The organism is Caballeronia humi, assembly GCF_001544475.1.
Lineage (GTDB): Bacteria > Pseudomonadota > Gammaproteobacteria > Burkholderiales > Burkholderiaceae > Caballeronia > Caballeronia humi.
The window spans coordinates 38,512-59,960 of sequence record NZ_FCNW02000014.1 but is presented as its reverse complement, the minus strand read 5'-3'; the positions used below and the strand labels follow the sequence as shown (position 1 = coordinate 59,960).

21 protein-coding genes are annotated in these 21,449 nt (G+C 64.7%); 15 read left to right on the top strand and 6 right to left on the bottom strand.

Going from position 1 to position 21,449, the window contains the following annotated elements:
* Window positions 1-89: 89 nt before the first annotated feature.
* The 4 genes from AWB65_RS15370 to accB all read right to left on the bottom strand — a co-directional run bounded on the left by AWB65_RS15370 (window position 90) and on the right by accB (window position 4,540).
* Window positions 90-1,556, bottom strand: a complete 1,467-nt coding sequence (locus tag AWB65_RS15370) for a DUF3426 domain-containing protein (RefSeq protein WP_087667977.1) — start codon at window positions 1,554-1,556, stop codon at window positions 90-92.
* Window positions 1,557-1,603: 47 nt separating this feature from the next.
* A complete protein-coding gene (prmA, locus tag AWB65_RS15365) occupies window positions 1,604-2,506 on the bottom strand; it encodes a 50S ribosomal protein L11 methyltransferase (protein ID WP_087667976.1) in 903 nt (300 codons plus the stop codon).
* A gap of 6 nt (window positions 2,507-2,512) precedes the next feature.
* Entirely contained in the window at window positions 2,513-3,883 is a 1,371-nt protein-coding gene (accC, locus tag AWB65_RS15360) for an acetyl-CoA carboxylase biotin carboxylase subunit (protein WP_087654743.1), read from the bottom strand.
* 177 nt (window positions 3,884-4,060) lie between these two features.
* Entirely contained in the window at window positions 4,061-4,540 is a 480-nt protein-coding gene (accB, locus tag AWB65_RS15355) for an acetyl-CoA carboxylase biotin carboxyl carrier protein (RefSeq protein ID WP_087667975.1), read from the bottom strand.
* Window positions 4,541-4,574: 34 nt separating this feature from the next.
* Between accB and AWB65_RS36935 the strand changes: the two genes are divergently transcribed.
* Window positions 4,575-4,832 (top strand): hypothetical protein, encoded by a 258-nt coding sequence (locus AWB65_RS36935; protein WP_235007631.1) that lies wholly within the window; start codon window positions 4,575-4,577, stop codon window positions 4,830-4,832.
* 210 nt (window positions 4,833-5,042) lie between these two features.
* Here AWB65_RS36935 and AWB65_RS15345 read toward each other — a convergent pair whose 3' ends face one another.
* Together AWB65_RS15345 and AWB65_RS15340 are read right to left on the bottom strand one after the other, a co-directional pair.
* Window positions 5,043-5,576: a TlpA family protein disulfide reductase gene (locus AWB65_RS15345; protein WP_087667973.1), complete on the bottom strand. Its 534-nt coding sequence runs from the start codon at window positions 5,574-5,576 to the stop codon at window positions 5,043-5,045.
* A 30-nt stretch (window positions 5,577-5,606) separates the two neighbouring features.
* On the bottom strand, window positions 5,607-6,260 hold the full coding sequence (locus AWB65_RS15340; RefSeq protein WP_087667972.1) for a UDP-N-acetylmuramate--alanine ligase: 654 nt from the start codon (window positions 6,258-6,260) through the stop codon (window positions 5,607-5,609).
* A 178-nt stretch (window positions 6,261-6,438) separates the two neighbouring features.
* Here AWB65_RS15340 and mpl point away from each other — a divergent pair, with 178 nt between their 5' ends.
* From mpl to AWB65_RS15270, 14 genes are all read left to right on the top strand, one after another.
* Window positions 6,439-7,845, top strand: a complete 1,407-nt coding sequence (gene mpl, locus AWB65_RS15335; protein ID WP_125474138.1) for a UDP-N-acetylmuramate:L-alanyl-gamma-D-glutamyl-meso-diaminopimelate ligase — start codon at window positions 6,439-6,441, stop codon at window positions 7,843-7,845.
* The gene (locus tag AWB65_RS15330; protein WP_087667970.1) at window positions 7,842-8,441 is read left to right on the top strand and encodes a YqiA/YcfP family alpha/beta fold hydrolase; all 600 of its coding nucleotides are present in this window, start codon (window positions 7,842-7,844) and stop codon (window positions 8,439-8,441) included. The genes mpl and AWB65_RS15330 overlap by 4 nt, the downstream gene beginning before the upstream one ends.
* 123 nt (window positions 8,442-8,564) lie before the next feature.
* Window positions 8,565-10,625, top strand: a complete 2,061-nt coding sequence (locus AWB65_RS15325) for a ribonuclease catalytic domain-containing protein (RefSeq protein WP_087667969.1) — start codon at window positions 8,565-8,567, stop codon at window positions 10,623-10,625.
* Window positions 10,622-11,467: a shikimate dehydrogenase gene (gene aroE, locus AWB65_RS15320; RefSeq protein ID WP_087667968.1), complete on the top strand. Its 846-nt coding sequence runs from the start codon at window positions 10,622-10,624 to the stop codon at window positions 11,465-11,467. Before AWB65_RS15325 ends, aroE begins: the two co-directional genes overlap by 4 nt.
* A 27-nt stretch (window positions 11,468-11,494) precedes the next feature.
* A complete protein-coding gene (gene mtgA / locus AWB65_RS15315; RefSeq protein WP_087654735.1) occupies window positions 11,495-12,217 on the top strand; it encodes a monofunctional biosynthetic peptidoglycan transglycosylase in 723 nt (240 codons plus the stop codon).
* 349 nt (window positions 12,218-12,566) lie between these two features.
* Window positions 12,567-13,502, top strand: a complete 936-nt coding sequence (locus AWB65_RS15310; protein WP_087667967.1) for an IclR family transcriptional regulator — start codon at window positions 12,567-12,569, stop codon at window positions 13,500-13,502.
* The gene (locus tag AWB65_RS15305; RefSeq protein ID WP_087667966.1) at window positions 13,499-14,485 is read left to right on the top strand and encodes a 2-dehydro-3-deoxygalactonokinase; all 987 of its coding nucleotides are present in this window, start codon (window positions 13,499-13,501) and stop codon (window positions 14,483-14,485) included. Before AWB65_RS15310 ends, AWB65_RS15305 begins: the two co-directional genes overlap by 4 nt.
* A 17-nt stretch (window positions 14,486-14,502) precedes the next feature.
* On the top strand, window positions 14,503-15,180 hold the full coding sequence (locus AWB65_RS15300; protein ID WP_087667965.1) for a 2-dehydro-3-deoxy-6-phosphogalactonate aldolase: 678 nt from the start codon (window positions 14,503-14,505) through the stop codon (window positions 15,178-15,180).
* Window positions 15,177-15,959 carry an SDR family oxidoreductase gene (locus tag AWB65_RS15295; protein WP_087667964.1) on the top strand — a complete coding sequence of 261 codons (783 nt, stop codon included), beginning with the start codon at window positions 15,177-15,179 and terminating at the stop codon, window positions 15,957-15,959. The genes AWB65_RS15300 and AWB65_RS15295 overlap by 4 nt, the downstream gene beginning before the upstream one ends.
* Before the next feature lie 117 nt (window positions 15,960-16,076).
* A complete protein-coding gene (locus AWB65_RS15290; protein WP_087667963.1) occupies window positions 16,077-17,087 on the top strand; it encodes an arabinose ABC transporter substrate-binding protein in 1,011 nt (336 codons plus the stop codon).
* A gap of 75 nt (window positions 17,088-17,162) precedes the next feature.
* A complete protein-coding gene (gene araG / locus AWB65_RS15285) occupies window positions 17,163-18,677 on the top strand; it encodes an L-arabinose ABC transporter ATP-binding protein AraG (RefSeq protein WP_087667962.1) in 1,515 nt (504 codons plus the stop codon).
* Between the two features lie 27 nt (window positions 18,678-18,704).
* A complete protein-coding gene (gene araH / locus AWB65_RS15280; RefSeq protein ID WP_087667961.1) occupies window positions 18,705-19,721 on the top strand; it encodes an L-arabinose ABC transporter permease AraH in 1,017 nt (338 codons plus the stop codon).
* 25 nt (window positions 19,722-19,746) lie between these two features.
* The gene (locus AWB65_RS15275) at window positions 19,747-20,535 is read left to right on the top strand and encodes an SDR family NAD(P)-dependent oxidoreductase (RefSeq protein ID WP_087667960.1); all 789 of its coding nucleotides are present in this window, start codon (window positions 19,747-19,749) and stop codon (window positions 20,533-20,535) included.
* Complete coding sequence (locus tag AWB65_RS15270) at window positions 20,532-21,410, top strand: SMP-30/gluconolactonase/LRE family protein (protein ID WP_200821726.1); 879 nt, start codon at window positions 20,532-20,534, stop codon at window positions 21,408-21,410. Before AWB65_RS15275 ends, AWB65_RS15270 begins: the two co-directional genes overlap by 4 nt.
* Window positions 21,411-21,449: the final 39 nt, after the last annotated feature.

Here is a 21,449-nt window from a genome sequence, read left to right as displayed (position 1 = left end):
GATTGCGTGTGATGTTCAGAGGAATGCGCGCGCCCGGGACCGGATGCGCGCGGGGAAAGAAAGCGAAGGGTGGGCGTGGCGTGCGGTCATCACGGATAAAAAACCTGCACGCGATAGTTCGCGGCCACCGCTTCGCCGGTATCGAGCCGCACGATCACGGCTTGCGTGCTGCGCGGCGCGAGGCCGTTCACGAACACCGTGCCGGGCCGCGCGTAATCTTGCGGCCACAGCACGCGGCGAATCGCGATGTTGTTCTTGTCGTCGAGGAGGGTGAGTTCGAGCGCCGGGTACGCGAGCGCGACGTCGAACCGGTTGCGCAGCGCGAGTCGCAGTTCGAGCCGGTGAGGGCCGTCGACCTGGCGTAGATTCGAGTTCTCGATCTGCAAGCCGTCGATGTCGCGCGGCGGCGTGACGGCGCAATCGAACGCCTCGCACGCTTTCGCGTAGAGCGACTGCGCGGGCGGAAAGTAGACCATCACGCTTTCGCGCTGCCACCACAGTATTTGCAGCACGAGCGTGATCGCGAGGACGACCGCGATCACCCGGCCCGCGACGCGCCAGAACGCCGGCGAGCGCAGGAGCGAGGGTTTGTCGCGAAGTGGCGGGTAGGGCTCGGCTTCGCCGCTGTGTGTACCGGCGTAGGGCGGCGCGTTGAAGCGCGGCTCGGGATCGGAGGGCCAGGGGGCGCTGGCGGGCGGCGGGGTCGTGGCCTCGGCTTCGGGCGTCGCGGTGCGAGCGTGCGCGGACGGCCCGACGAACGGTTCGCTGCGCGTATCGTGTGCTTCGTGGACTTCGGCCTTCGATTCAGGTTCGGCTGGATGATCCGCGAGCGGGCCGGTGCGAGCGCGTACGAATCGCTTGCCTTGTTGGGTATCGGCTGGGGATGTGGCGGCATACGATTCCGCAGACGCCTTCGCCGAGGTTTCCAGCGATGGCTCGACGCGTTCGCCATTCATCGATTCTGTGCTTCGGCTCGTCGCCGGTTCGGCGGGCGATTCGCTTCGCGCCGGGCTCTCATCGACACGATGCCCAAACGCTGCGAATACGGTTTTCTCTTCGTCGAAGGTTGCGGCGGGCGCGGCTGACGTTGCTGAAGTCGCAACTCCGCTCGCGATAAAGGATTTCGTATGCGGCTTGCCGAAGGAGTCGAGTGCGGGCGTCTGAGCGGGTGCGGCTTGCGGTTGTTCCAGTTCGGCGGCGGCGTCGTCCGAGCCTTCGTTTGAGAAGGCCGATTCGTTTTTGACCGGTGGGGTCGCTGCCGCGATTGGCTCGCTTGCTGGAACCGGCGCAATGGGCTCCGTCTTGATTGCCGCGTGCTCGACGGCCGTGCCGTTCACCGTTTCCGCCCTGGATGCTGCCAGCGACGAAGCGGCAGCCGCCTGCCCAACGTCAGCAGCAGCCTTGACCCCTTCCGGCGCCAACTCGAACTGATAATGCGCGGCGTCGAAGACTTCCTGGCAATGCCCGCAACGCACGCGGCCATCATGCGGCGCGAGCAGATGCGGATCGAGTCGGAATACGGTGTCGCAGTGAGGACAGCGGGTTGCCAGCGCCATGTTTGAGCCGCAGGCCCTGAGGCCGGTTCGTGGACGATGGCGCTATTCTAAAGGCTTTCGCGTCGAATCCCGGCGAGGCATACCCAGCCTTCGTGTTCGCGCCAGACGCCGATGTCGATCCAGCGCGCATAGACCGCCGCGACCTCGTCGGCCTGTCGCGCGAGGATGCCCGAGAGCGCGATCCGACCGCCCGGTTTCACCTTCGCGGCGAGCATCGACGCCATCAGTTTGAGCGGATTCGAAAGGATATTCGCGACAACGATATCGAATTCGCCGGCGGGGCAATCGGCGGGCAAGCCGTAGGTGACTTCCGCGTGATTGCGCTCGCTGTTCTGGCGCGCGGACTCTACCGCTTGCGGATCGATGTCGATGCCGAACACCGGATTCGCGCCGCACTTCTTCGCGAGGATCGCGAGAATGCCGGAGCCGCAGCCGTAGTCGAGCACCGACTGGCCTGTCTGAACCGATTGCTCCAGCCATTCCATGCAAAGCCGCGTCGTCGGATGACTGCCGGTGCCGAACGCGAGCCCCGGATCGAGTTCGAGAATCAGCGCGTCCGGATCGGGCGCGGCGTGCCACGAAGGCACCACCCAGATTCGCTCGCCGATCGGAATCGGATCGAACTGCGACTGCGTGAGCCGCACCCAGTCCTGTTCCTCGACGTCGCGCACGGAGAAAGTCGGCGCGTGCGCCAGGCCGATTTCGTTCGATGCCGCCGCGAGCAGGACGGCCGGATCGGCGTCTTCGGCGAGGAGCGCGACGACGCGCGAGTGCTTCCACGCGCTCTGTTCCGGCGTGAGACCGGGCTCGCCGAAAAGCGGCTGCTCGTCGGGCGTATCGGCGTCGGCGTCTTCCACTGATACCGACAGCGCGCCGACTTCCAGCAACGCGTCCGACAGCGCTTCCGCGTGCTCGCGATCCAGTTCGGCGATCAGTTCCCGGTAACTCATTTTTGCTTACGCCTCTTCAGCGGCGACGGCCGCCTGGCGCGCGGCCAGCTTGTTTTCGAGGTAGTGGATGCTCGTGCCGCCCTCGACGAACTTCGCGTCGATCATCATCTCGCGATGCAGCGGGATGTTGGTCGAAATCCCTTCGACAACCATTTCCGACAGCGCGATACGCATCCGGTTGATCGCCTGCTCGCGAGTCGCGCCGTAGGAAATCAGCTTGCCGATCATCGAATCGTAGTTCGGCGGGACGAAATAGCCGTTGTACGCGTGCGAATCGACGCGGATTCCCGGCCCGCCCGGCGAATGCCACGACGTGAGGCGTCCCGGCGATGGCGTGAACTTGAACGGATCTTCCGCGTTGATCCGGCATTCGATGGCGTGGCCGCGGAACTGGATGTCCTTCTGGCGGAACAAGAGCTTCTCGCCCGCGGCGATCCGAATCTGTTCCTGCACGATATCGACGCCGGTAATCAGTTCTGTCACCGGATGCTCGACCTGCACGCGCGTGTTCATTTCGATGAAATAGAACTCGTTGTTTTCGTACAGGAATTCGAACGTGCCCGCACCGAGATAGCCCATCTTCCTGCACGCTTCCGCGCAACGGTCGCCGATCCGGTCGATCAGACGGCGCGGAACGCCCGGCGCCGGCGCCTCTTCGATCACCTTCTGGTGGCGGCGCTGCATCGAGCAATCGCGCTCGCCGAGCCAGATCGCGTTGCGGAACGAATCCGCGAGAATCTGGATCTCGATGTGACGCGGATTCTCGAGGAACTTTTCCATATAGACCTGCGGATTACCGAACGCACGGCCCGCTTCCTCGCGCGTCATGTTGACCGCGTTCACGAGCGCCGCTTCCGTGTGCACGACGCGCATCCCGCGCCCGCCGCCGCCGCCCGCCGCCTTGATGATCACCGGATAACCGATCGTGCGGGCAATCTTCACGATCTCCTTCGGATCGTCGGGCAACGCCCCTTCCGAGCCCGGCACGCACGGCACACCGGTCTTGATCATCGTCTGCTTGGCGGTGACCTTGTCGCCCATCATGCGGATCGTTTCCGGACGCGGCCCGATGAACGTGAAGCCCGACTGCTCGACGCGCTCCGCGAAATCCGCGTTCTCCGAGAGAAAGCCGTAACCGGGGTGGATCGCTTCGGCGTCGGTGACTTCGGCCGCGCTGATGAGCGCCGGCATGTTCAGGTACGAAAGGTTCGACGGCGCCGGTCCGATGCAGACCGCTTCGTCAGCGAGCTTTACGTACTTCGCTTCCTTGTCGGCTTCGGAATAGACGATGACCGTCTTGACGCCCAGTTCGCGGCACGCGCGCTGGATGCGAAGCGCGATCTCGCCACGGTTCGCAATGAGGATTTTTTCAAACATAGCAATTATTCGACTCATCAGCGGACCGGCTGTGCGGCCCTGGAGGATCGGCGGCGCGTTGCTGCTCCGAATGCTCCGGAGCGCTCACGCGGACGCGGCGAATGCCTGAATTTGCCCACGCCGTCGTGCGCGTTCCGATGAAGCGCGGCGCGTCGACGCGGCATGAATTCGCCCGGCTTACTCGCCGATCACGAAAAGCGGCTGGCCGTATTCGACCGCCTGACCGTTCTCGCACAGAATTTCCTTCACGACGCCCGACTTGTCCGACTCGATCTCGTTCAGGAGTTTCATCGCTTCGATGATGCAGATCGTCTGGCCTTCCTTCACCGTATCGCCAACCTGCACGAACGGCTCCGCGCCCGGCGACGGCGCGCGGTAGAACGAGCCGACCATCGGCGAGGTCACGATGTGGCCTTCGGGCGCGGCAGCGACGGGAGCCGCGGCCGGCGCAGCGGCGGCGCCTGCATCGCTGGCCGGGCCGAACTGCGGCGCCTGCTGCGGCTGGCCTTGCGGCATGTACTGCTGGGGCGCCTGCATGTAAACGGGCGCCGCGTTCTTGACGATGCGAACCTTTCCTTCGCCCTCGGTCACTTCGAGTTCCGAGATACCGGATTCCGAGACGAGGTCGATCAGCGTTTTGAGTTTACGAAGGTCCATCGAAAAATCCCCTTTCAATACTTGGAGACCGGAAGTGCTTCCGGTGCTTGACTTGATTTATGGGTGTTGCATGGCCGGCGAGTCAACGTGCCGGCGGCAGTGCCTGTCTGCACGAGAGCGCGTTGATTGCGATCTGGCCGGTACAGTGATGTTGATGCCGGAAGCACTTGCGATTGCTGCGATTGCTGCGGTGAAGCGGGGCGCGCATGGCGGTCGCCGCTACGTGAACGGCGGCATCCGGTTCCCGGATGCCGCCCAATTTCGGATGAATGCTGCGCAGCGTCAGCGTTGATGTCATAGTCGCTTCGGTTTGTGCGAATTGGGCGCACTTTAGCGCTCTTTAGAGAATTTTGTCTAGTTTTACAGGGCGGCGCTCAACTTGCTGCCGGCACAAATTACACCATCCGCGACGCGCGTGCCCGCATGTTCTCTCAAAAATAAGCAAATGGTTGCGAAATTGGCGCCTTCCGGCGCCAATTTGCGTGAGTCGCGTGAATAACTGTTACAGCGCGTCGAGCGTGTGTTTCAGCTCGGCAGGATCAACTTCGCCGAGTTTTGTCGACCGTACGACGCCTTTTGCATCGATTACGACGGTAAATGGCAGACCGCCCGCGTCATCGCCGAAGTGGCGGGCGAGGTCGGCGCCACCGAATCCTGCGATGTACACGGGATAGCTCACCGGCACCTTGCGCAGGAAATCGTTGATGTTTTTCTCGGTATCGACGCCCAGGCCGATGAACGTGATGCCCTTCTTTTCATATTGAGTGTGCAGCGCGGAAAGCGCGGGCATCTCTTTCACGCACGGTCCGCACCACGATGCCCAGAAGTTCACCACGATCGGCTTCCCTTTGAAGGCCGCGAGCGATTGCTGCGTACCGTCGGCGTTTTGAAGCGTCGCGGTCCACAAATGATCGACGGCGTTCGACGACGAAGCCGCTTCGCTCGTGCCGCCCGTCATCAGGTGACCGGCGTAGAAGCCGCCGGCGGTCGCGGCGATCGCGACCACGATGGCCGCCAGGATGCGTTTCGAGTTCATGTAGATGCTTGTAAGTGCGTTGAGCCGTGATCAGCCGGCGATGCCGATGGCCGGCGGGGTGTCGGAGGGACCGAGCAGCGCGCGCACTGCCGACGCATTTGCGCGCGCCAGCCGTCCGCGGCCGTCGGCGCGCACGGCGCCGCGCAGATCGTTGGTGTCGTAGAGCGCGATGTGGATGCCCATCGGATCTTCCGCGCGCGTCGGCCGGTTCAGGAAGCTCAGCGTTTCGACATAGCCGCGCCCGGCGAAGTGCCGCGTTTCGGACACGTCATATTGAATGTTCGCGTTCAGCAGGTAAATCGCGACTTCCTTCGGGTTGTCGCAGAAGCATTGCAGATGGATGTCGGAATGTTCGCCGGCCGTGCCGTTCAACACAGCGCCGGTCAGATACGGATTGAACTGTTCGAGCCGCAGCATCCAGTCGAGCGCGACTTCGCGCATCCGGCGCAGCACGGCGGGCTGCGTGTCGCTCTGGAAAATCGCCTGATACTCGCGGATCTCTTCTTCGATCTGGTCGTTGTCCGGCAGCCATTCGCCGCCGACTCTCGACTCGCCGACAACCTGCCGCGCCGCCTTGCGCTTCGCGGTGGAATAGTCGAGCCCGTCCTCGGCGATCATCCGCGCGGCAGCGATCGCGATTTCCTCGCGAACGCGCTGCGGATCGAAATGAGATTTGCGAATCATCTCGGAATCATACTAGAGATCAGGGAGCCTTCCGGCTGCGGCAAACGGCCGTGCGGAAAGCCGGAGCGGCTGGCGCCCTCGGTTACAATAAGCGCCTTCTTGTTTCTTCGCGGTCGGGCCCTTGTAAGCCGCCCGGCCTGTGTTTTCCGAGACTGCGCCCCGCGCGCGACCACGCTTTATGCACATCCACATCCTCGGCATCTGCGGCACTTTCATGGGCGGTCTCGCCGTCCTCGCCCGCGAGGCGGGCCACAAAGTCACCGGCTGCGACGCCGGTGTCTATCCGCCGATGAGCACGCAACTCGAAGCGCAAGGCATCGAGTTGATCGAAGGTTACGGCGTCGAACAGCTTTCGCTGCAACCCGACCTTTTCGTGATCGGCAACGTGGTCACGCGCGGCAATCCGCTGATGGAGGCGATTCTCGATCGCGGGCTGCCTTATACGTCGGGGCCGCAGTGGCTGGGCGAGCACGTGCTTGCTGGCAAATGGGTGCTCGCGGTCGCTGGCACGCACGGCAAGACTACGACGAGTTCGATGCTCGCGTGGCTGCTGGAGGAAGGCGGGCTGAATCCGGGCTTTCTGATCGGCGGCGTGCCGCTGAACTTCGGCATTTCGGCGCGGCTGACCGATTCGAGCTTTTTCGTGATCGAAGCCGACGAGTACGACACCGCTTTCTTCGACAAGCGCTCGAAATTCGTCCACTACCGGCCGCGCACGGCGGTGCTGAACAACCTCGAATTCGATCACGCTGACATCTTCCCCGATCTCGCCGCCATCGAAACGCAATTCCACCATCTCGTGCGCACCGTGCCGAGCGTCGGGCGCATTGTGACGAATGGCCGCGAGGGCGCGCTCGAACGCGTGCTCACACGCGGCTGCTGGTCAGGCGTGGAGCGCTTCGGCGTCGACGGCGGCTGGCAGGCGCTTCCCGCCACGGACGGCGCGACCGTCGACGAACAGTTCGCCGTGTACTGGGAAGGCGAGCGGATGGGCGTCGTCGACTGGCAGGTGCAGGGCGATCACAACCGCATGAACGCGCTCGCGGCGATCGCGGCGGCGCGCTCGGTCGGCGTGCCGCCGTCGCAATCGGTGAAGGCGCTCGGGAGTTTTCGCAATGTCAAGCGGCGCATGGAAGTAAAGGGCAGCGTCGACGGCATCACCGTCTACGACGACTTCGCCCATCATCCGACCGCCATCGAAACCACCGTCGCCGGATTGCGCACGCGCATCGGCGGGGCGGACAATGCGGCGCGCATTCTCGCCGTGCTCGAACCGCGCTCGAACACAATGAAACTCGGCACGATGAAGGCGCAACTGCCGGCGAGCCTGAAAGACGCCGATCTCGTCTTCGGCTACGGGGCGCGCGAAGGCCGCGACAAGCTCGGCTGGGATCTCGCCGAAGCGCTCGCGCCGCTCGGAGAAAAGGCGCGCGCATTCAACGAAATAGACTCGTTGGTCAAGGCGGTCGCCGCCGCCGCCGAGCCGGGCGATCACGTCCTCGTGATGAGCAACGGCGGATTCGGCGGCGTGCATCAGAAACTGCTGGACGCGCTGTCGGCGCGACCCGCCAGGGGCCACGCGTGATTCTCTACCTGCACGGCTTTCGCTCGTCACCGCAATCGTTCAAGGCGCGCGTGATGCGCGCGCGTCTCGCGGAACTCGGCCGGCTCGACGAATGGCGGTGCCCGGTCTTGCCCGTTTCGCCGCGCGAAGCGATCGCGCTGGCTGAATCGCTGGTGGCAATAGCCGATACGCAGGATGTCACGGTGATCGGCAGTTCGCTCGGCGGCTATTACGCGACCTACCTCGCCGAAAAGCACGGCTGGCGCGCGGTACTGCTCAATCCAGCGGTCGTGCCGCAGCGCGATCTGAGCCATTACCTCGGCGAGCAGCCGTTGTGGCATGGCGGCGGCAGCATTGTCGTGACGCCGGTTCATCTCGATGAACTGCGCGCGCTCGGCGTCGACGCCATCACGCGGCCGGAGCGCTACTATCTGATAGCCGCGACCGGCGACGAAGTGCTCGACTACCGCACGATGCTCGAGCATTACCCCAACGTGCGCACGACGCTGATCCAGGGCGGTGATCACGCGATCAGCGATTTTCCGAAGTATCTGGACGAGGTGCTCGCGTTTTGCGCGCCGCGTCCGCCCGCGACGGTGGCGTCCGCGGCGGCGTGAGCGCGCCGTCCGCCGTGAGCGCACGCGGTGTTTAAAACCAGCGCCAGATCCACGTTGCCCTAAGCTAAATCGAATACGGCGAGCAATCGCGCTCGCCGGTCCACAGTCTTGCGAGAGTATTGAGTGAACGTTTTCTTCGAGGAATCGGGTAGTTTCAAGGCCGGCGCGGTCCTGTCGAAACAGGGCGACGCGTTCCAGGTCGAGTTGCCGGGCGGCCGGCGAGCGAAAGTGCGCGCGAAAGACGTGCTGTTCGAGTTCGAGAAGCCCGCCGCCGGCGACCTGATGAAGGAAGCCGACACCATCGCTCAGGACATCGACCTCGACTTCCTGTGGGAATGCGCGCCCAACGAAGAGTTTCCGTTCGCGACGCTCGGCGCCGATTATTTCGGCGACAAGTTCGGCGCGGTCGAACGCGCGGCGCTCGTGCTGCGCATGCACGGCGCGCCGGTGTATTTCCGCCGCAAGGGGCGCGGGCAATATCAGCGCGCGCCGCAGGAACAATTGCAGATGGCGCTCGCGTCGCTGGAAAAGAAGCGCCAGCAGGCGCTCGTGCAGGCCGGCTACGAAGAGGAACTGAAGGCGGGCAAGCTGCCCGAGGCGCTCGTCGGCAAGGCGATCGGCTTGCTGACCAAGCCCGACAAGAATTCGATCGAATACAAGGCGCTCGAAGCCGCCGCTGCCGCGCGCGGCATTTCGCAAGCGCGGCTGATGCTCGAATGCGGCGGGATTCCGTCGGCGCGGGCATTGCACGAAGCGCGTTTCCTGTCCGAATTCTTCCCGCACGGCATCGGTTTTCCGGCGGTAGAGATTCCGCCGCTGCCTGAGGATTTGCCCGAAGCGGACGTCGAAGCGTTCTCCATCGACGACGTCACGACCACCGAAATCGACGACGCGTTCTCCGTCGAGCATCTCGCGGACGGCCGCGTGCGCGTCGGTATTCATATTGCGGCGCCGGCGCTCGGCATCGCGCGCGGCGACATGGTCGATGCGATCGCGCGCACGCGTCTGTCCACGGTCTACATGCCCGGCGACAAGATCACGATGATGCCCGACAGCGTCGTCGAGGCGTTCACGCTCGCCGAGGGCGGGCTGCGTCCGGCGTTGTCGCTCTACATCATCGTGAATCGCGAGACGCAGGAGATCGTCGCCACCGAGACGCGCGCCGAGCGCGTGTTCGTGAAGAGCAACCTGCGCCACAACCATCTCGATGAATTCGTCACCGAGGAAACGCTCGCGAACGGCAGCGGCGATTACGCGCACAAGGAAGACATCGCGGTCCTGTGGCCGCTCGCGCAGGCGCTGTTCGAGAAGCGGCAGGAAGCGCGCGCGACTTACGGCCTGCGTCGCGAAGTGCAGCGCAACAACGATTTCAACTTCTATGTGGAAGGCGAACACATCACGATCACGCCGCGCCGTCGCGGATCGCCGCTCGATCTGATCGTCGCGGAACTGGCGATTCTCGCAAATTCATCTTGGGGCGCTTTTTTGAACGACCACGGCGTGCCGGGCATCTATCGTTCGCAGCGAGGTTTCGGCGGGCCGGGTCCAAAGCGCACCCGCATGCAGACGACGCCCGCGCCGCACGAAGGCCTGGGCGTCGCGCAGTACGCTTGGAGCACGTCGCCGCTGCGCCGCTACGTCGATCTGGTGAACCAGTGGCAGTTGCTCGCGTGCGTGCAGCACGGCGTCACGGCCAAACTCGCCGCGCCGTTCAAGCCGAAGGACGCCGATCTCTTCGCCGTCGTGCAGGGCTTCGACGATACCTATTCCGCCTACGCCGATCATCAGCGCCGCATGGAGTATTTCTGGTGCCTGCGCTGGCTCAAGCAGGAGAACAGGAAGCACGTGGCGGCGGCGGTGGTGAAGGACGATCTCGTGCGTCTCGATGAGATTCCCCTGATGCTGCACGTGCCGGGTCTCGGCGTGCACGCGCGTGGCACGAAGGTGATGCTCGACGTGATGTCGATCGATGAATTGACCGTCGAAGCGTCGTGCCGGCTGCTGCACGTGATCGATGCGCCGTCGGCATCGGCTGAAGTCGCCGAAGAGGAGGCCGAAGAGGACATTATCGAGACGACCGATCTGAGCGCCGAAAGCGAACCCGAAGCGCAGGCCGAAGCCACGCCGGAAGTCCCGGCCGCCGAGCCCGAACAACCCTCCACCGACGCGACGGAGACGCGATGAACCTCGACCGCTACGCCGTGATCGGCAATCCGATCGAACACAGCAAGTCGCCGTGGATTCACGCGCGCTTCGCCGAGCAGACGGGCGAGCCGGTCGAATACGGCCGCATTCTCGGAACGATCGGCGCGTTTGCTCAGGATGTGCGCACGTTCATCGAAGCGGGCGGGCGCGGCATGAACGTCACCGTTCCGTTCAAGCTCGACGCCCACGCGCTCGCCGAATCGCTCACCCCGCGCGCCGCTGCGGCGGGCGCGGTGAATACGCTCGCGTTCACCGTCGACGGCATTCGCGGCGACAACACCGATGGCATCGGCATCGTGCGCGACATCGAGCAGAACCTCGGCGTGCGGCTCGAAGGCGCGCGGATTCTGCTGCTCGGCGCGGGTGGCGCGGCGCGCGGCGTCGTGCTGCCGATGTTCGAGAAGAAGCCCGCCGCGTTGACGATCGTGAACCGGACGGCAGCCAAAGCGCATCAACTCGTCGATCAATTCGCCGATGCCGCAGAGGCCGCGCACGTGCGCTTTTCGGGCGGCGGCGCGAATTCGGTCGAAGCCGGCCCGTACGACGTGATTGTCAACGCGACAGCCGGCAGCCTCGACGCCGCGCTCCCCGATTGCGACGACGGCGTCTACGGCCCCGGCTCGCTCGCCTACGACATGATGTACAGCCCGCAGCCGACCGTGTTCATGCGTCACGCGGAAGCGCTCGGCGCGCGCGCGTCGGACGGGCTCGGGATGCTGGTCGAGCAGGCGGCGGAGTCATTTTTTGTGTGGCGCGGCGTGCGGCCCGACGGCGGTGTCGTGCTGCGCGAACTGCGCAAGGTTCTGAGCGCGCAAGCCTGATCCACCGGACCGCGCGGACTTCCTGCCATGACAAGAACGAAAACGGCGGTTCGTCTCGGCCCGGCGCGCTGGATTCTGTACGGCGTCTCGGTGCTCGCCATCGCGTTCCTCGCGACGCAACTCTACTTTTTCGCGCAGATCGCCATCTGGACGACGGTCAATCCGTCGTCGACCGCCTTCATGCGTTCCGATGCGTGGCGGCTCAAGCAGGAGCGGCCTGATCTGTCGATCCAGCGCACCTGGGTTCCGTACGACCAGATTTCGCGCAATTTGAAGCGCGCGATCATCGCGTCGGAGGATGCGAACTTCGCAAGCAACAACGGCTACGAAACTGACGCCATCCTGCAAGCCTGGGAGAAGAACAAGGCGCGCGGAAAGATCGTCGCGGGCGGGTCCACGATTTCGCAGCAACTCGCGCGCAATCTTTTCCTGTCGCGGGAGAAGAGCTATATCCGCAAGGCGGATGAGCTTGTCATCACGTGGATGCTCGAACTGCTGATGGACAAGGAACGCATCTTCGAGATTTATCTCAATTCGGTGGAATGGGGCAACGGCGTGTATGGCGCGCAAGCGGCGGCGCAGTACTACTTCAAGACATCGGCGGCGAATCTGACGCCCGCACAAAGCGCGCGGCTCGCGGTGATGCTGCCGCGCCCGCGGTACTTCGACGAGCATCGCGGATCGGCGTATTTGACGCAGCGCGCAAGAGTCATCGCTAAACGCATGGGAGCAGCCGAATTGCCGCAGTAAGTTTTTTAGTTCGATGATGCTAAACGGCTAAAGCCCTGATTTATCAGGGCTTTTTTGTTTGCGCTCGTCGGGAAACTCCCATTATATGAACAGCGCAATCACATATTGAATTTTTGAGACAAGCGGAACTAGAATCCGTCCACAGCCTGAACGGCACTCGCGATGCGGCAAACCCAGCACGAGCCGCGCGAAAAAAGAACGGAGACAAGCCATGCCATCGATCGACCGCCTGCGCCCGCAGGCCGCGCCGCCACGTCAGGCGATTTCCCTCGCCGCGCGCCGTTTGCATCTCACGCCCCGCGTCTGACGCCGCCCCGCCCAGTCCAACGAGTATCGAGCATCGAGTGCCATGAACAAGCCCACGAATTCCGATATCGACCTTGACGTCGCCGACGCCGTCGCGCCGAAAGCCGTCGATAAAGCCAACGCAAGCGCGAACAGTCGCGATCCCGACTCGCTGGCGCTGCCGAGCGCGCTCGTCGACATCACGCCACAGCAAGCCGGCACGCAGACGCTCCTGCGCGGCCTCGCGATCCTCGAAGCCGCCGCGAACGGCGCGCGCGATCTTCGAGCGTTCGGCGCCGCGCTCGGCACGACGCGCAGCACGACGCACCGCCTCGTCAGCTCGCTCGTGCAGGCGCGCTATCTGCGGCAAGTGCAGGGCGGCTATCTGCTCGGGCCGAAGCTGATCGAACTCGGCACGATCGCGCTTGAACAGATGCCGCTCACCGCCGTCGCGCGCCCGCATCTCGAAGCGCTCGCGCAGCACACCCACGACACGATTCACCTCGGCGTGCGCGATGGCGACGACGTCCTCTACATCGACAAGATCCCCGGGACGCGCGGCCTCGAAATGCGTTCGCGCGTCGGCCATCGGATGCCGCTCGCGTCGACCGGCATCGGTAAGGCGATGATGCTCGACCTGCCGCACGAGTTGTGGAAGAAGCTGCTGGAGTCGTCGCACCGGGCGCTCGCGGGCGCGAGTTTCAAGCCCGACCATCGGCCCGACATCGATACCTTTTTGCAGCGCATGACGCGTTATGCGCAAGGCGGCTTCACGTTCGACCTCGAGGAAAACGAAGCGTCGATCCGTTGCGTCGCGGCGCCCGTGCGCGATGCGTCGGGCGCGATCGTGGCGGCGCTCTCGGTGGCGAGCACGATTCCCTACATGCCGCACGAGCGCATGGAAGAACTGATTCCGGTCGTGCAGCGCGAAGCGCGCGCGATCTCGGAGGAACTCGGCTGGCGCGTGCCGCAGCCCACGACGCGCAGGATCAAGCGATGAGCGACGTGACCCCGAAGCACGCCGCCGCGCTCGTCGCCCTCGACTGGGGCACCACCGCGCTGCGCGCCTACCTGCTCGGCGACGACGGCGCGGTGCTGGATTCGCGCGCGTCGCCGGCGGGGATCATGAAGCTGCCCGCGGGCGGCTTCGACCAGGCATTCGACGAAACCTGCGGCGCTTGGCTCGCGAGCCATCCCGGACTGCCGGTGATCGCCGCCGGCATGGTCGGCAGCGCGCAGGGTTGGGTGGAAGCGCCGTATGTCGAAACGCCCGCCGATGCCTCCGCGCTCGTGAAAGGCATCGTCGAGGTGACGGCGGCGAACGGCGCGACGGTCCACATCGTGCCCGGCGTGCTGCAGGCCGGCGCGATGCCGAACGTGATGCGCGGCGAGGAAACGCAGATCGTCGGCGCGCTCGCTGGCGACGCCGCGCTCGAACACGAGCCGCACGGCGCGCTGATCGGCCTGCCGGGCACGCACGCGAAGTGGGCGTTCGTGTTCGAAGGGCGCATCGAGCGCTTCTATACGTTCATGACCGGCGAGACGTTCGGCGCGCTGCGCGATCACACGATCCTCGGCCGCACGATGCGCGCGACCGCGCAGCAGGACCCGGACGCGTTCATTCGCGGCGTCGATACGGCGAAGGACGCGGGTCACGCGGGCATGCTCGCGACGATTTTCAGCACCCGCACGCTCGGGCTGACCGGCCAGCTCGCACCGGAGCAGCAGTCGGACTATTTGTCGGGGCTGTTGATCGGCCACGAATTGCGCGGACTGAACGAAGTGCTCGCGCGCGAGCAGTCGAATCTCGCGGGGCGGACGCTGCGGCTGATCGGCAACGAGGCGCTGTGCGAGCGGTATCGCGTGGCGCTCGAACGCTTCGGCTGCGACGACGCGAAAACCGTCGCCGATGCCACCGAGCGCGGCCTCTTTCGCATCGCGGCGCAAGCGGGACTCGTGCGCGCCGCCGTCCGCGTCAACTGATTAAAGGGAGTAGCGACATGCAGCCTCACATCAACCTGCCCGCGCCGTACGCGCCGCACGCCGGACTCGACGCCGCGTTCAGCGCCTGTCCGCTGATCGCGATCCTGCGCGGCGTCACACCCGCCGATGCCGCCGAGCACGGCCGCGCGCTCTACGAAGCGGGGTTTCGCATCGTCGAGGTGCCGCTCAATTCGCCGCAGCCGTTCGACAGCATTGCCGCGATCCGCCGGGCGCTGCCCGCCGACGCGATCGTCGGGGCGGGGACGGTGCTGCATTCGAGCTTCGTCGCGCAGGTGAAGGCTGCGGGCGGCGACCTGATCGTCATGCCGCACAGCGACGCCGATGTCGTGCGCGCCGCGAAAGCGCAGGGCCTCGCGTGCGCGCCGGGCGTCGCGACGCCGAACGAGGCGTTCATCGCGCTGAAGAACGGCGCCGACGTGCTGAAGATGTTCCCGGCCGAGCAGCTCGGGCCGCACGTCGTGAAGGCGTGGCGCGCGGTGATCGCGGCGGCGGTGCCGCTCGTGCCGGTCGGCGGGATTTCGCCCGACAACATGGGGCCGTTCCTCACGGCGGGCGCGAACGGCTTCGGCCTCGGCTCGGCGCTGTACACGCCGGGGCAGAGCGCGGCCGTCACGGCATCGCATGCTAAGGCGTTCGTCAACGGATTGCGCATCGCGCGGGGTGAGAAGAAATGACGGCGCGTCTCTCCGGCAAAGTCGGTTTGATCACGGGGGCCGGGCGCGGAATCGGCGCGGCGATCGCTACCGCGTTCGCGCGCGAGGGCGCTGCGGTCGTGATCGCGGAACTCGATATCGAGACGGCGCGCGCGACGGCCGAGCGCATCGGCCGGGACACCGGCTCGCAGAACGTGCTCGCCGTGCAGACCGACGTGACGCAAAGCGCGTCGGTGCAGGAAGCGGTCGCGCGGGCGCAAGCGTCGTTCGGTCCGGTCGACGTGCTCGTCAACAACGCGGGCATCAACATGTTCCGCGACCCGCTCACCATGACCGACGAAGACTGGCGCCGCTGCTTCGCCGTCGATCTCGACGGCGTCTGGAACGGCTGCCGCGCGGTGTTGCCGGGCATGGTCGAGCGCGGCGCGGGCAGCATCGTGAACATCGCCTCGACGCACAGTTTCAAGATCATTCGCGGCTGCTTCCCGTATCCGGTCGCGAAGCACGGCGTGATTGGCCTCACGCGCGCGCTCGGCATCGAATACGCGGGGCGCAACGTGCGGGTCAACGCGATCGCGCCGGGTTACATCGAGACGCAGCTCGCGTACGACTGGTGGAACGAGCAACCCGATCCGGCCGCCGCGAAGCAGGCGACGCTCGATCTCCAGCCGATGAAACGCATGGGCCGGCCGGAAGAAGTGGCGATGACGGCGGTGTTCCTCGCATCTGACGAGGCGCCGTTCATCAATGCGAGTTGCATCACCGTGGATGGCGGGCGGTCGGTGCTTTACCACGATTGAGAAAGATTCACGCATAGGCCGCGGTGCGGGCATCACGACAAAGAACACGCGGCCAACACCTTCGTTAGCGCTCTGAAAAAGCGCATGGACCAAGAAACAAACGTCAGGAGACACAACATGAAACGCAGAATGTTCCTCACGCTGGTTGCCGCGACCACCGCCGCGAGCGCCACGCTGATTTCGGCACCGGTCGCGCAGGCTGCCGATCAGGTCAAGATCGGCTTTCTCGTGAAGCAGCCCGAGGAGCCGTGGTTCCAGGACGAGTGGAAGTTCGCGGAAATGGCCGCCAAGGAGAAAGGCTTCACGCTCGTGAAGATCGGCGCGCCGTCGGGCGAAAAGGTGATGAGCGCGATCGACAACCTCGCCGCCCAGAAGGCGCAAGGCTTCGTGATCTGCACGCCGGACGTGAAGCTCGGGCCGGGCATCGTGGCAAAAGCCAAGGCCGACGGCCTGAAGATGATGACGGTCGACGATCGCCTCGTCGACGGTGCCGGCAAGCCGATCGAATCAGTGCCGCACATGGGCATCTCGGCTTACAACATCGGCAAGCAGGTGGGCGAGGGCATTGCCGCCGAGATCAAGAAGCGTGGCTGGAACATGGCCGACGTCGGCGCGATCGACGTGACCTACGAGCAGCTCCCGACCGCCCACGACCGCACGACCGGCGCCGCCGACGCGCTCGTCGCGGCGGGCTTCCCGAAGGCCAACATCATCATGGCGCCGCAGGCGAAGACCGACACGGAAAACGCGTTCAACGCCGCGAACATCGCGCTGACGAAGAACACGAAGTTCAAGCACTGGGTGGCGTTCGCGCTGAACGACGAAGGCGTGCTCGGCGCCGTGCGCGCGGCGGAAGGCCGGGGCTTCAAGGCGGACAACATGATCGGCGTGGGGATCGGCGGATCGGATTCGGCGTTGAACGAGTTCAAGAAGCCGAACCCGACCGGCTTCTACGGCACTGTGATCATCAGCCCGAAGCGCCACGGCGAGGAAACGTCGGAACTGATGTACGCGTGGATCAAGGACGGCAAGGAACCGCCGAAGCTCACGCTCACGAGCGGCATGCTCGCGACCCGCGACAACGTGGCGGAAGTGCGTGAAAAGATGGGCCTGGCGTCGGCCAAGTAAGTTTCTACGTCAGGTGGAAGAAAGGCCGCCCACGTATGTTTATCGGGCGGCCTTTGAAGAACTCAAGGAGGCGATGTGTCAGCGACGCTGCGTTTTGACAATATCGGCAAGGTGTTTCCAGGCGTGCGCGCGCTCGACGGCGTGTCGTTCGACGTCCACGCAGGCGAGGTTCACGGCCTGATGGGCGAGAACGGCGCAGGTAAATCGACCTTGCTCAAGATTCTCGGCGGTGAATATCAGCCCGACTCGGGCCGCGTGCTCATCGACGGCAACGAAGTGCATTTTGCGAGCGCGGCGGCATCGATTGCGGCCGGGATCGCGGTGATCCACCAGGAACTGCAATACGTGCCGGATCTCACCGTCGCCGAAAACCTGCTGCTCGGCGCGCTGCCGAGCACGTTCGGCTGGGTGAACAAGCGCGAAGCGAAAAAGCATGTGAAGGAACGCCTGCAGGCGATGGGCGTCGATCTGGACCCCAACGCCAAGCTGCGCAAGCTTTCGATCGCGCAGCGGCAGATGGTGGAAATTTGTAAAGCGCTGCTGCGTAACGCGCGCGTGATCGCCCTCGATGAACCGACGAGCTCGCTCTCGCACCGCGAGACCGAAGTGCTTTTCAAGCTCGTGCGCGATCTGCGGGCGGACAATCGCGCGCTGATCTACATCTCGCACCGCATGGACGAGATTTATGAACTCTGCAACACCTGCACGATTTTCCGCGACGGCCGCAAAATCAAGTCGCACGAAAAGCTCGCCGACGTGCCGCGCGAGACGCTCGTGCAGGAAATGGTCGGCCGCGAAATCAGCGACATCTACGACTACAAGCCGCGCGAACTCGGCCCGGTGCGCTTTTCGGTTGCGAACGTCGAAGGGCATGCGCTGAACGCGCCGGCCAGCTTCGAAGTGCGACGCGGCGAGATCGTCGGGTTCTTCGGGCTCGTGGGCGCGGGGCGCAGCGAACTGATGCACCTCGTCTACGGTGCCGACAAGAAAAAAGCGGGCACGATCGAACTCGACGGCAAGCCGATCAAGGTGCGCAGCACCGGCGAGGCGATCCGTAACGGCATCGTGCTGTGTCCGGAGGATCGCAAGGAAGAAGGCGTGATCGCGATGGCGACGGTCGCGGAGAACATCAACATCTCGTGCCGCCGGCACTATCTGCACGGCGGGTTCTTCCTCGACCGCAAGAAGGAAGCGCAGACGGCCGAGCGCTTCATCAAGCTGCTGAAGATCAAGACGCCGAGCCGCAAGCAGAAGATCCGCTTTCTGTCGGGCGGCAACCAGCAGAAGGCGATTCTGTCGCGCTGGCTCGCCGAACCGGACCTGAAAGTCGTGATCCTCGACGAACCGACGCGCGGCATCGACGTCGGCGCGAAGCACGAAATTTACAACGTCATCTATCAGCTGGCCGAGCGCGGCTGCGCGATCGTGATGATCTCGTCGGAGCTGCCGGAAGTGCTGGGCGTGTCGGACCGGATCGTCGTGATGCGGCAGGGTCGGATTGCGGGTGAATTGCCACGCGCGCAGGCGAACGAACAATCGGTGCTGAGTCTCGCGCTGCCGCAGTCGGATACGACGGCCAAGGCGGCCTGAACGGGTTCAAGGAATACGGAGCGAATCATGGAAGCAAGAGAAAACATCGTCAGCCAGGCGAGCGAATCGGTCGCGAACGCGCTGATTCCGCAGAAAAACGACAAGCAGAAATGGTGGCAGCAGATCACCGAATACAGCCTGATCGTGATCTTCATCGTGATGTTCGTCACGATGTCGGCCACGGTCGACCACTTTTTCTCGATCGAGAACATGCTCGGCCTCGCGCTCTCGATCTCGCAGATCGGCATGGTCGCGTGCACGATGATGTTCTGCCTCGCGTCGCGCGACTTCGACCTCTCGGTCGGCTCGACGATCGCGTTCGCTGGCGTCCTCTGCGCGATGGTGCTCAACGCCACCGGCAACACGTTCATCTCGATCGTCGCGGCGGTCGCGGCGGGCGCGGTGATCGGCTTCATTAACGGCGCGGTGATCGCGTACCTGCGCATCAACGCGCTGATCACGACGCTCGCGACGATGGAGATCGTGCGCGGGTTCGGTTTTATCGTGTCGCACGGGCAGGCGGTGGGCGTGTCGTCGGATACTTTTATCGCGCTCGGCGGACTGACGCTCTTCGGCATCTCCCTGCCGATCTGGGTCACGCTTGCGTGCTTCATCGTTTTTGGCGTATTGCTCAACCAAACGGTGTATGGTCGCAATACTTTGGCGATCGGCGGCAACCCGGAAGCATCGCGGCTCGCGGGGATCAACGTTGAGCGCACGCGTGTCTGGATCTTCCTGATTCAGGGCGCCGTGACCGCGCTGGCGGGCGTGATCCTCGCGTCGCGCATCACGTCCGGTCAGCCGAACGCCGCGCAGGGTTTCGAGCTGAACGTGATTTCGGCGTGCGTGCTGGGCGGCGTGTCGCTGCTGGGCGGCCGCGCGACGATTTCGGGCGTCGTGATCGGCGTGCTGATCATGGGCACGGTCGAGAACGTGATGAACCTGCTGAACATCGACGCGTTCTATCAGTACCTCGTGCGCGGCGCGATTCTGCTGGCGGCGGTGCTGCTTGACCAGTTGAAGAACCGCGGATCGCGTGACTAACCATTTGTCAGAGGGAAGAACGAGCATGGCATCCATCGATACGGCGCTCGCGCGCTATCCCAGCCTCGCCGGCAAGACAGTGCTGATCACCGGCGGTGCGACCGGCATCGGCGCTGGTTTCGTCGAGCATTTCTTCGATCAGGGCGCGAAGGTCGCGTTCTTCGACATCGATACTGACGCAGGCGAAGCCCTGGCCGATCAACTCGGCGCCGATCTCGCCGAAGGGGGCTTCCGGCCGATGTTCCTGCGCGTCGATCTCACCGATATCGACGCGTTGCGAAAAGGCATCGCCGACGTGCGCAATGCGCTCGGACCGATCGCGGTGCTGGTGAACAACGCCGCGAACGACAAGCGCCACAAGATCGAGGACGTGACGCCCGAGTCGTACGACGCGGGCATCGCGGTGAACATCCGGCACCAGTTTTTCGCGGCGCAAGCCGTGATCGAGGACATGAAGCAGCTCGGCGGCGGCTCGATCATCAATCTCGGCTCGGTGAGCTGGATGCTCAAGAACGGCGGCTATCCGGTCTACGTGACGGCGAAGTCGGCGGTGCAGGGCATGACGCGCGGCCTCGCGCGCGATCTGGGGCCGTTCAACATCCGCGTGAATACGCTCGTGCCGGGCTGGGTGATGACGGAAAAGCAAAAGCGCCTGTGGCTCGACGACGCCGGCCGCCGCACGCTCAAGGAAGGGCAGTGCATCGACGGCGAACTGCTGCCGGTGCATCTCGCGCGCGCCGCGCTCTTCCTCGCCTCCGACGACAGCCGCATGATGACCGCGCAGGATATGGTTATCGACGCAGGCTGGGCATGATGGCGGCGCCCGCCGAACTCCTGGTCGACAGCCAGTGCGCGCTGGGCGAAGGCGCGACGTGGTGCGCGTCGAGCGGGCGGTTCTACTGGACCGACATTGAAGGCGCGCGCTTGTGGCGCTATGATCCGCGCGACCGGACGAGCCATTCGTTCGCGATGCCCGAGCGGCTCGCGTGCTTCGCTCTGTGCGCCGATCCGGGATTCCTGCTGCTGGGGCTCGCGTCGCGGCTCGCGTTCTTCAACCTCGCAACGGGCGCAATCGACACGGTCATGGAAGTCGAAGCCGGCCTGCCGACGCGCGTGAACGACGGCCGATGCGACCGCCAGGGCCGCTTCGTCTTCGGCACGAAGCACGACGTGGCGAAGGCCGAGGCGATCGGCGGGTTTTATCGGCTGAACGCGGATTTATCGCTGGAACGGCTGCCGCTCGGTGATTGCGCGATTTCGAACAGCATCGCGTTCAGCCCGGACGGCGCGACGATGTACTACTGCGACTCGCCGACGCGTGAAATCCGCGCCTGCGACTACCCGACGTTCGGCAACGATCGCGTGTTCGTCGAGCTAAAGGACGAAACCGGCGAACCGGACGGCTCCGCCATCGACCGCGATGGCGGCCTCTGGAACGCGCAGTGGGGCGGCGCGCGCGTCGTGCGTTACGGAGCGGACGGCCGCGAGACGGCGCGCGTCGAGGTGCCGACCGCGCAGCCGAGCTGCGTCGCGTTCGGCGGCGCGGAATTTGGGACGCTATATGTGACGAGCGCGCGCATCGGCCTCGACGAAGCGGCGCTGCAAGGCGACGCGCACGCGGGCGGTGTTTTCTTCGCGACACCCGGCGCGCGTGGTGTCGTCGAGCCGGTATTTACAGGCAAAGCGTAAATCAAGCATTCGAGGCGGCGCGCAACGACGCGCCGTCCG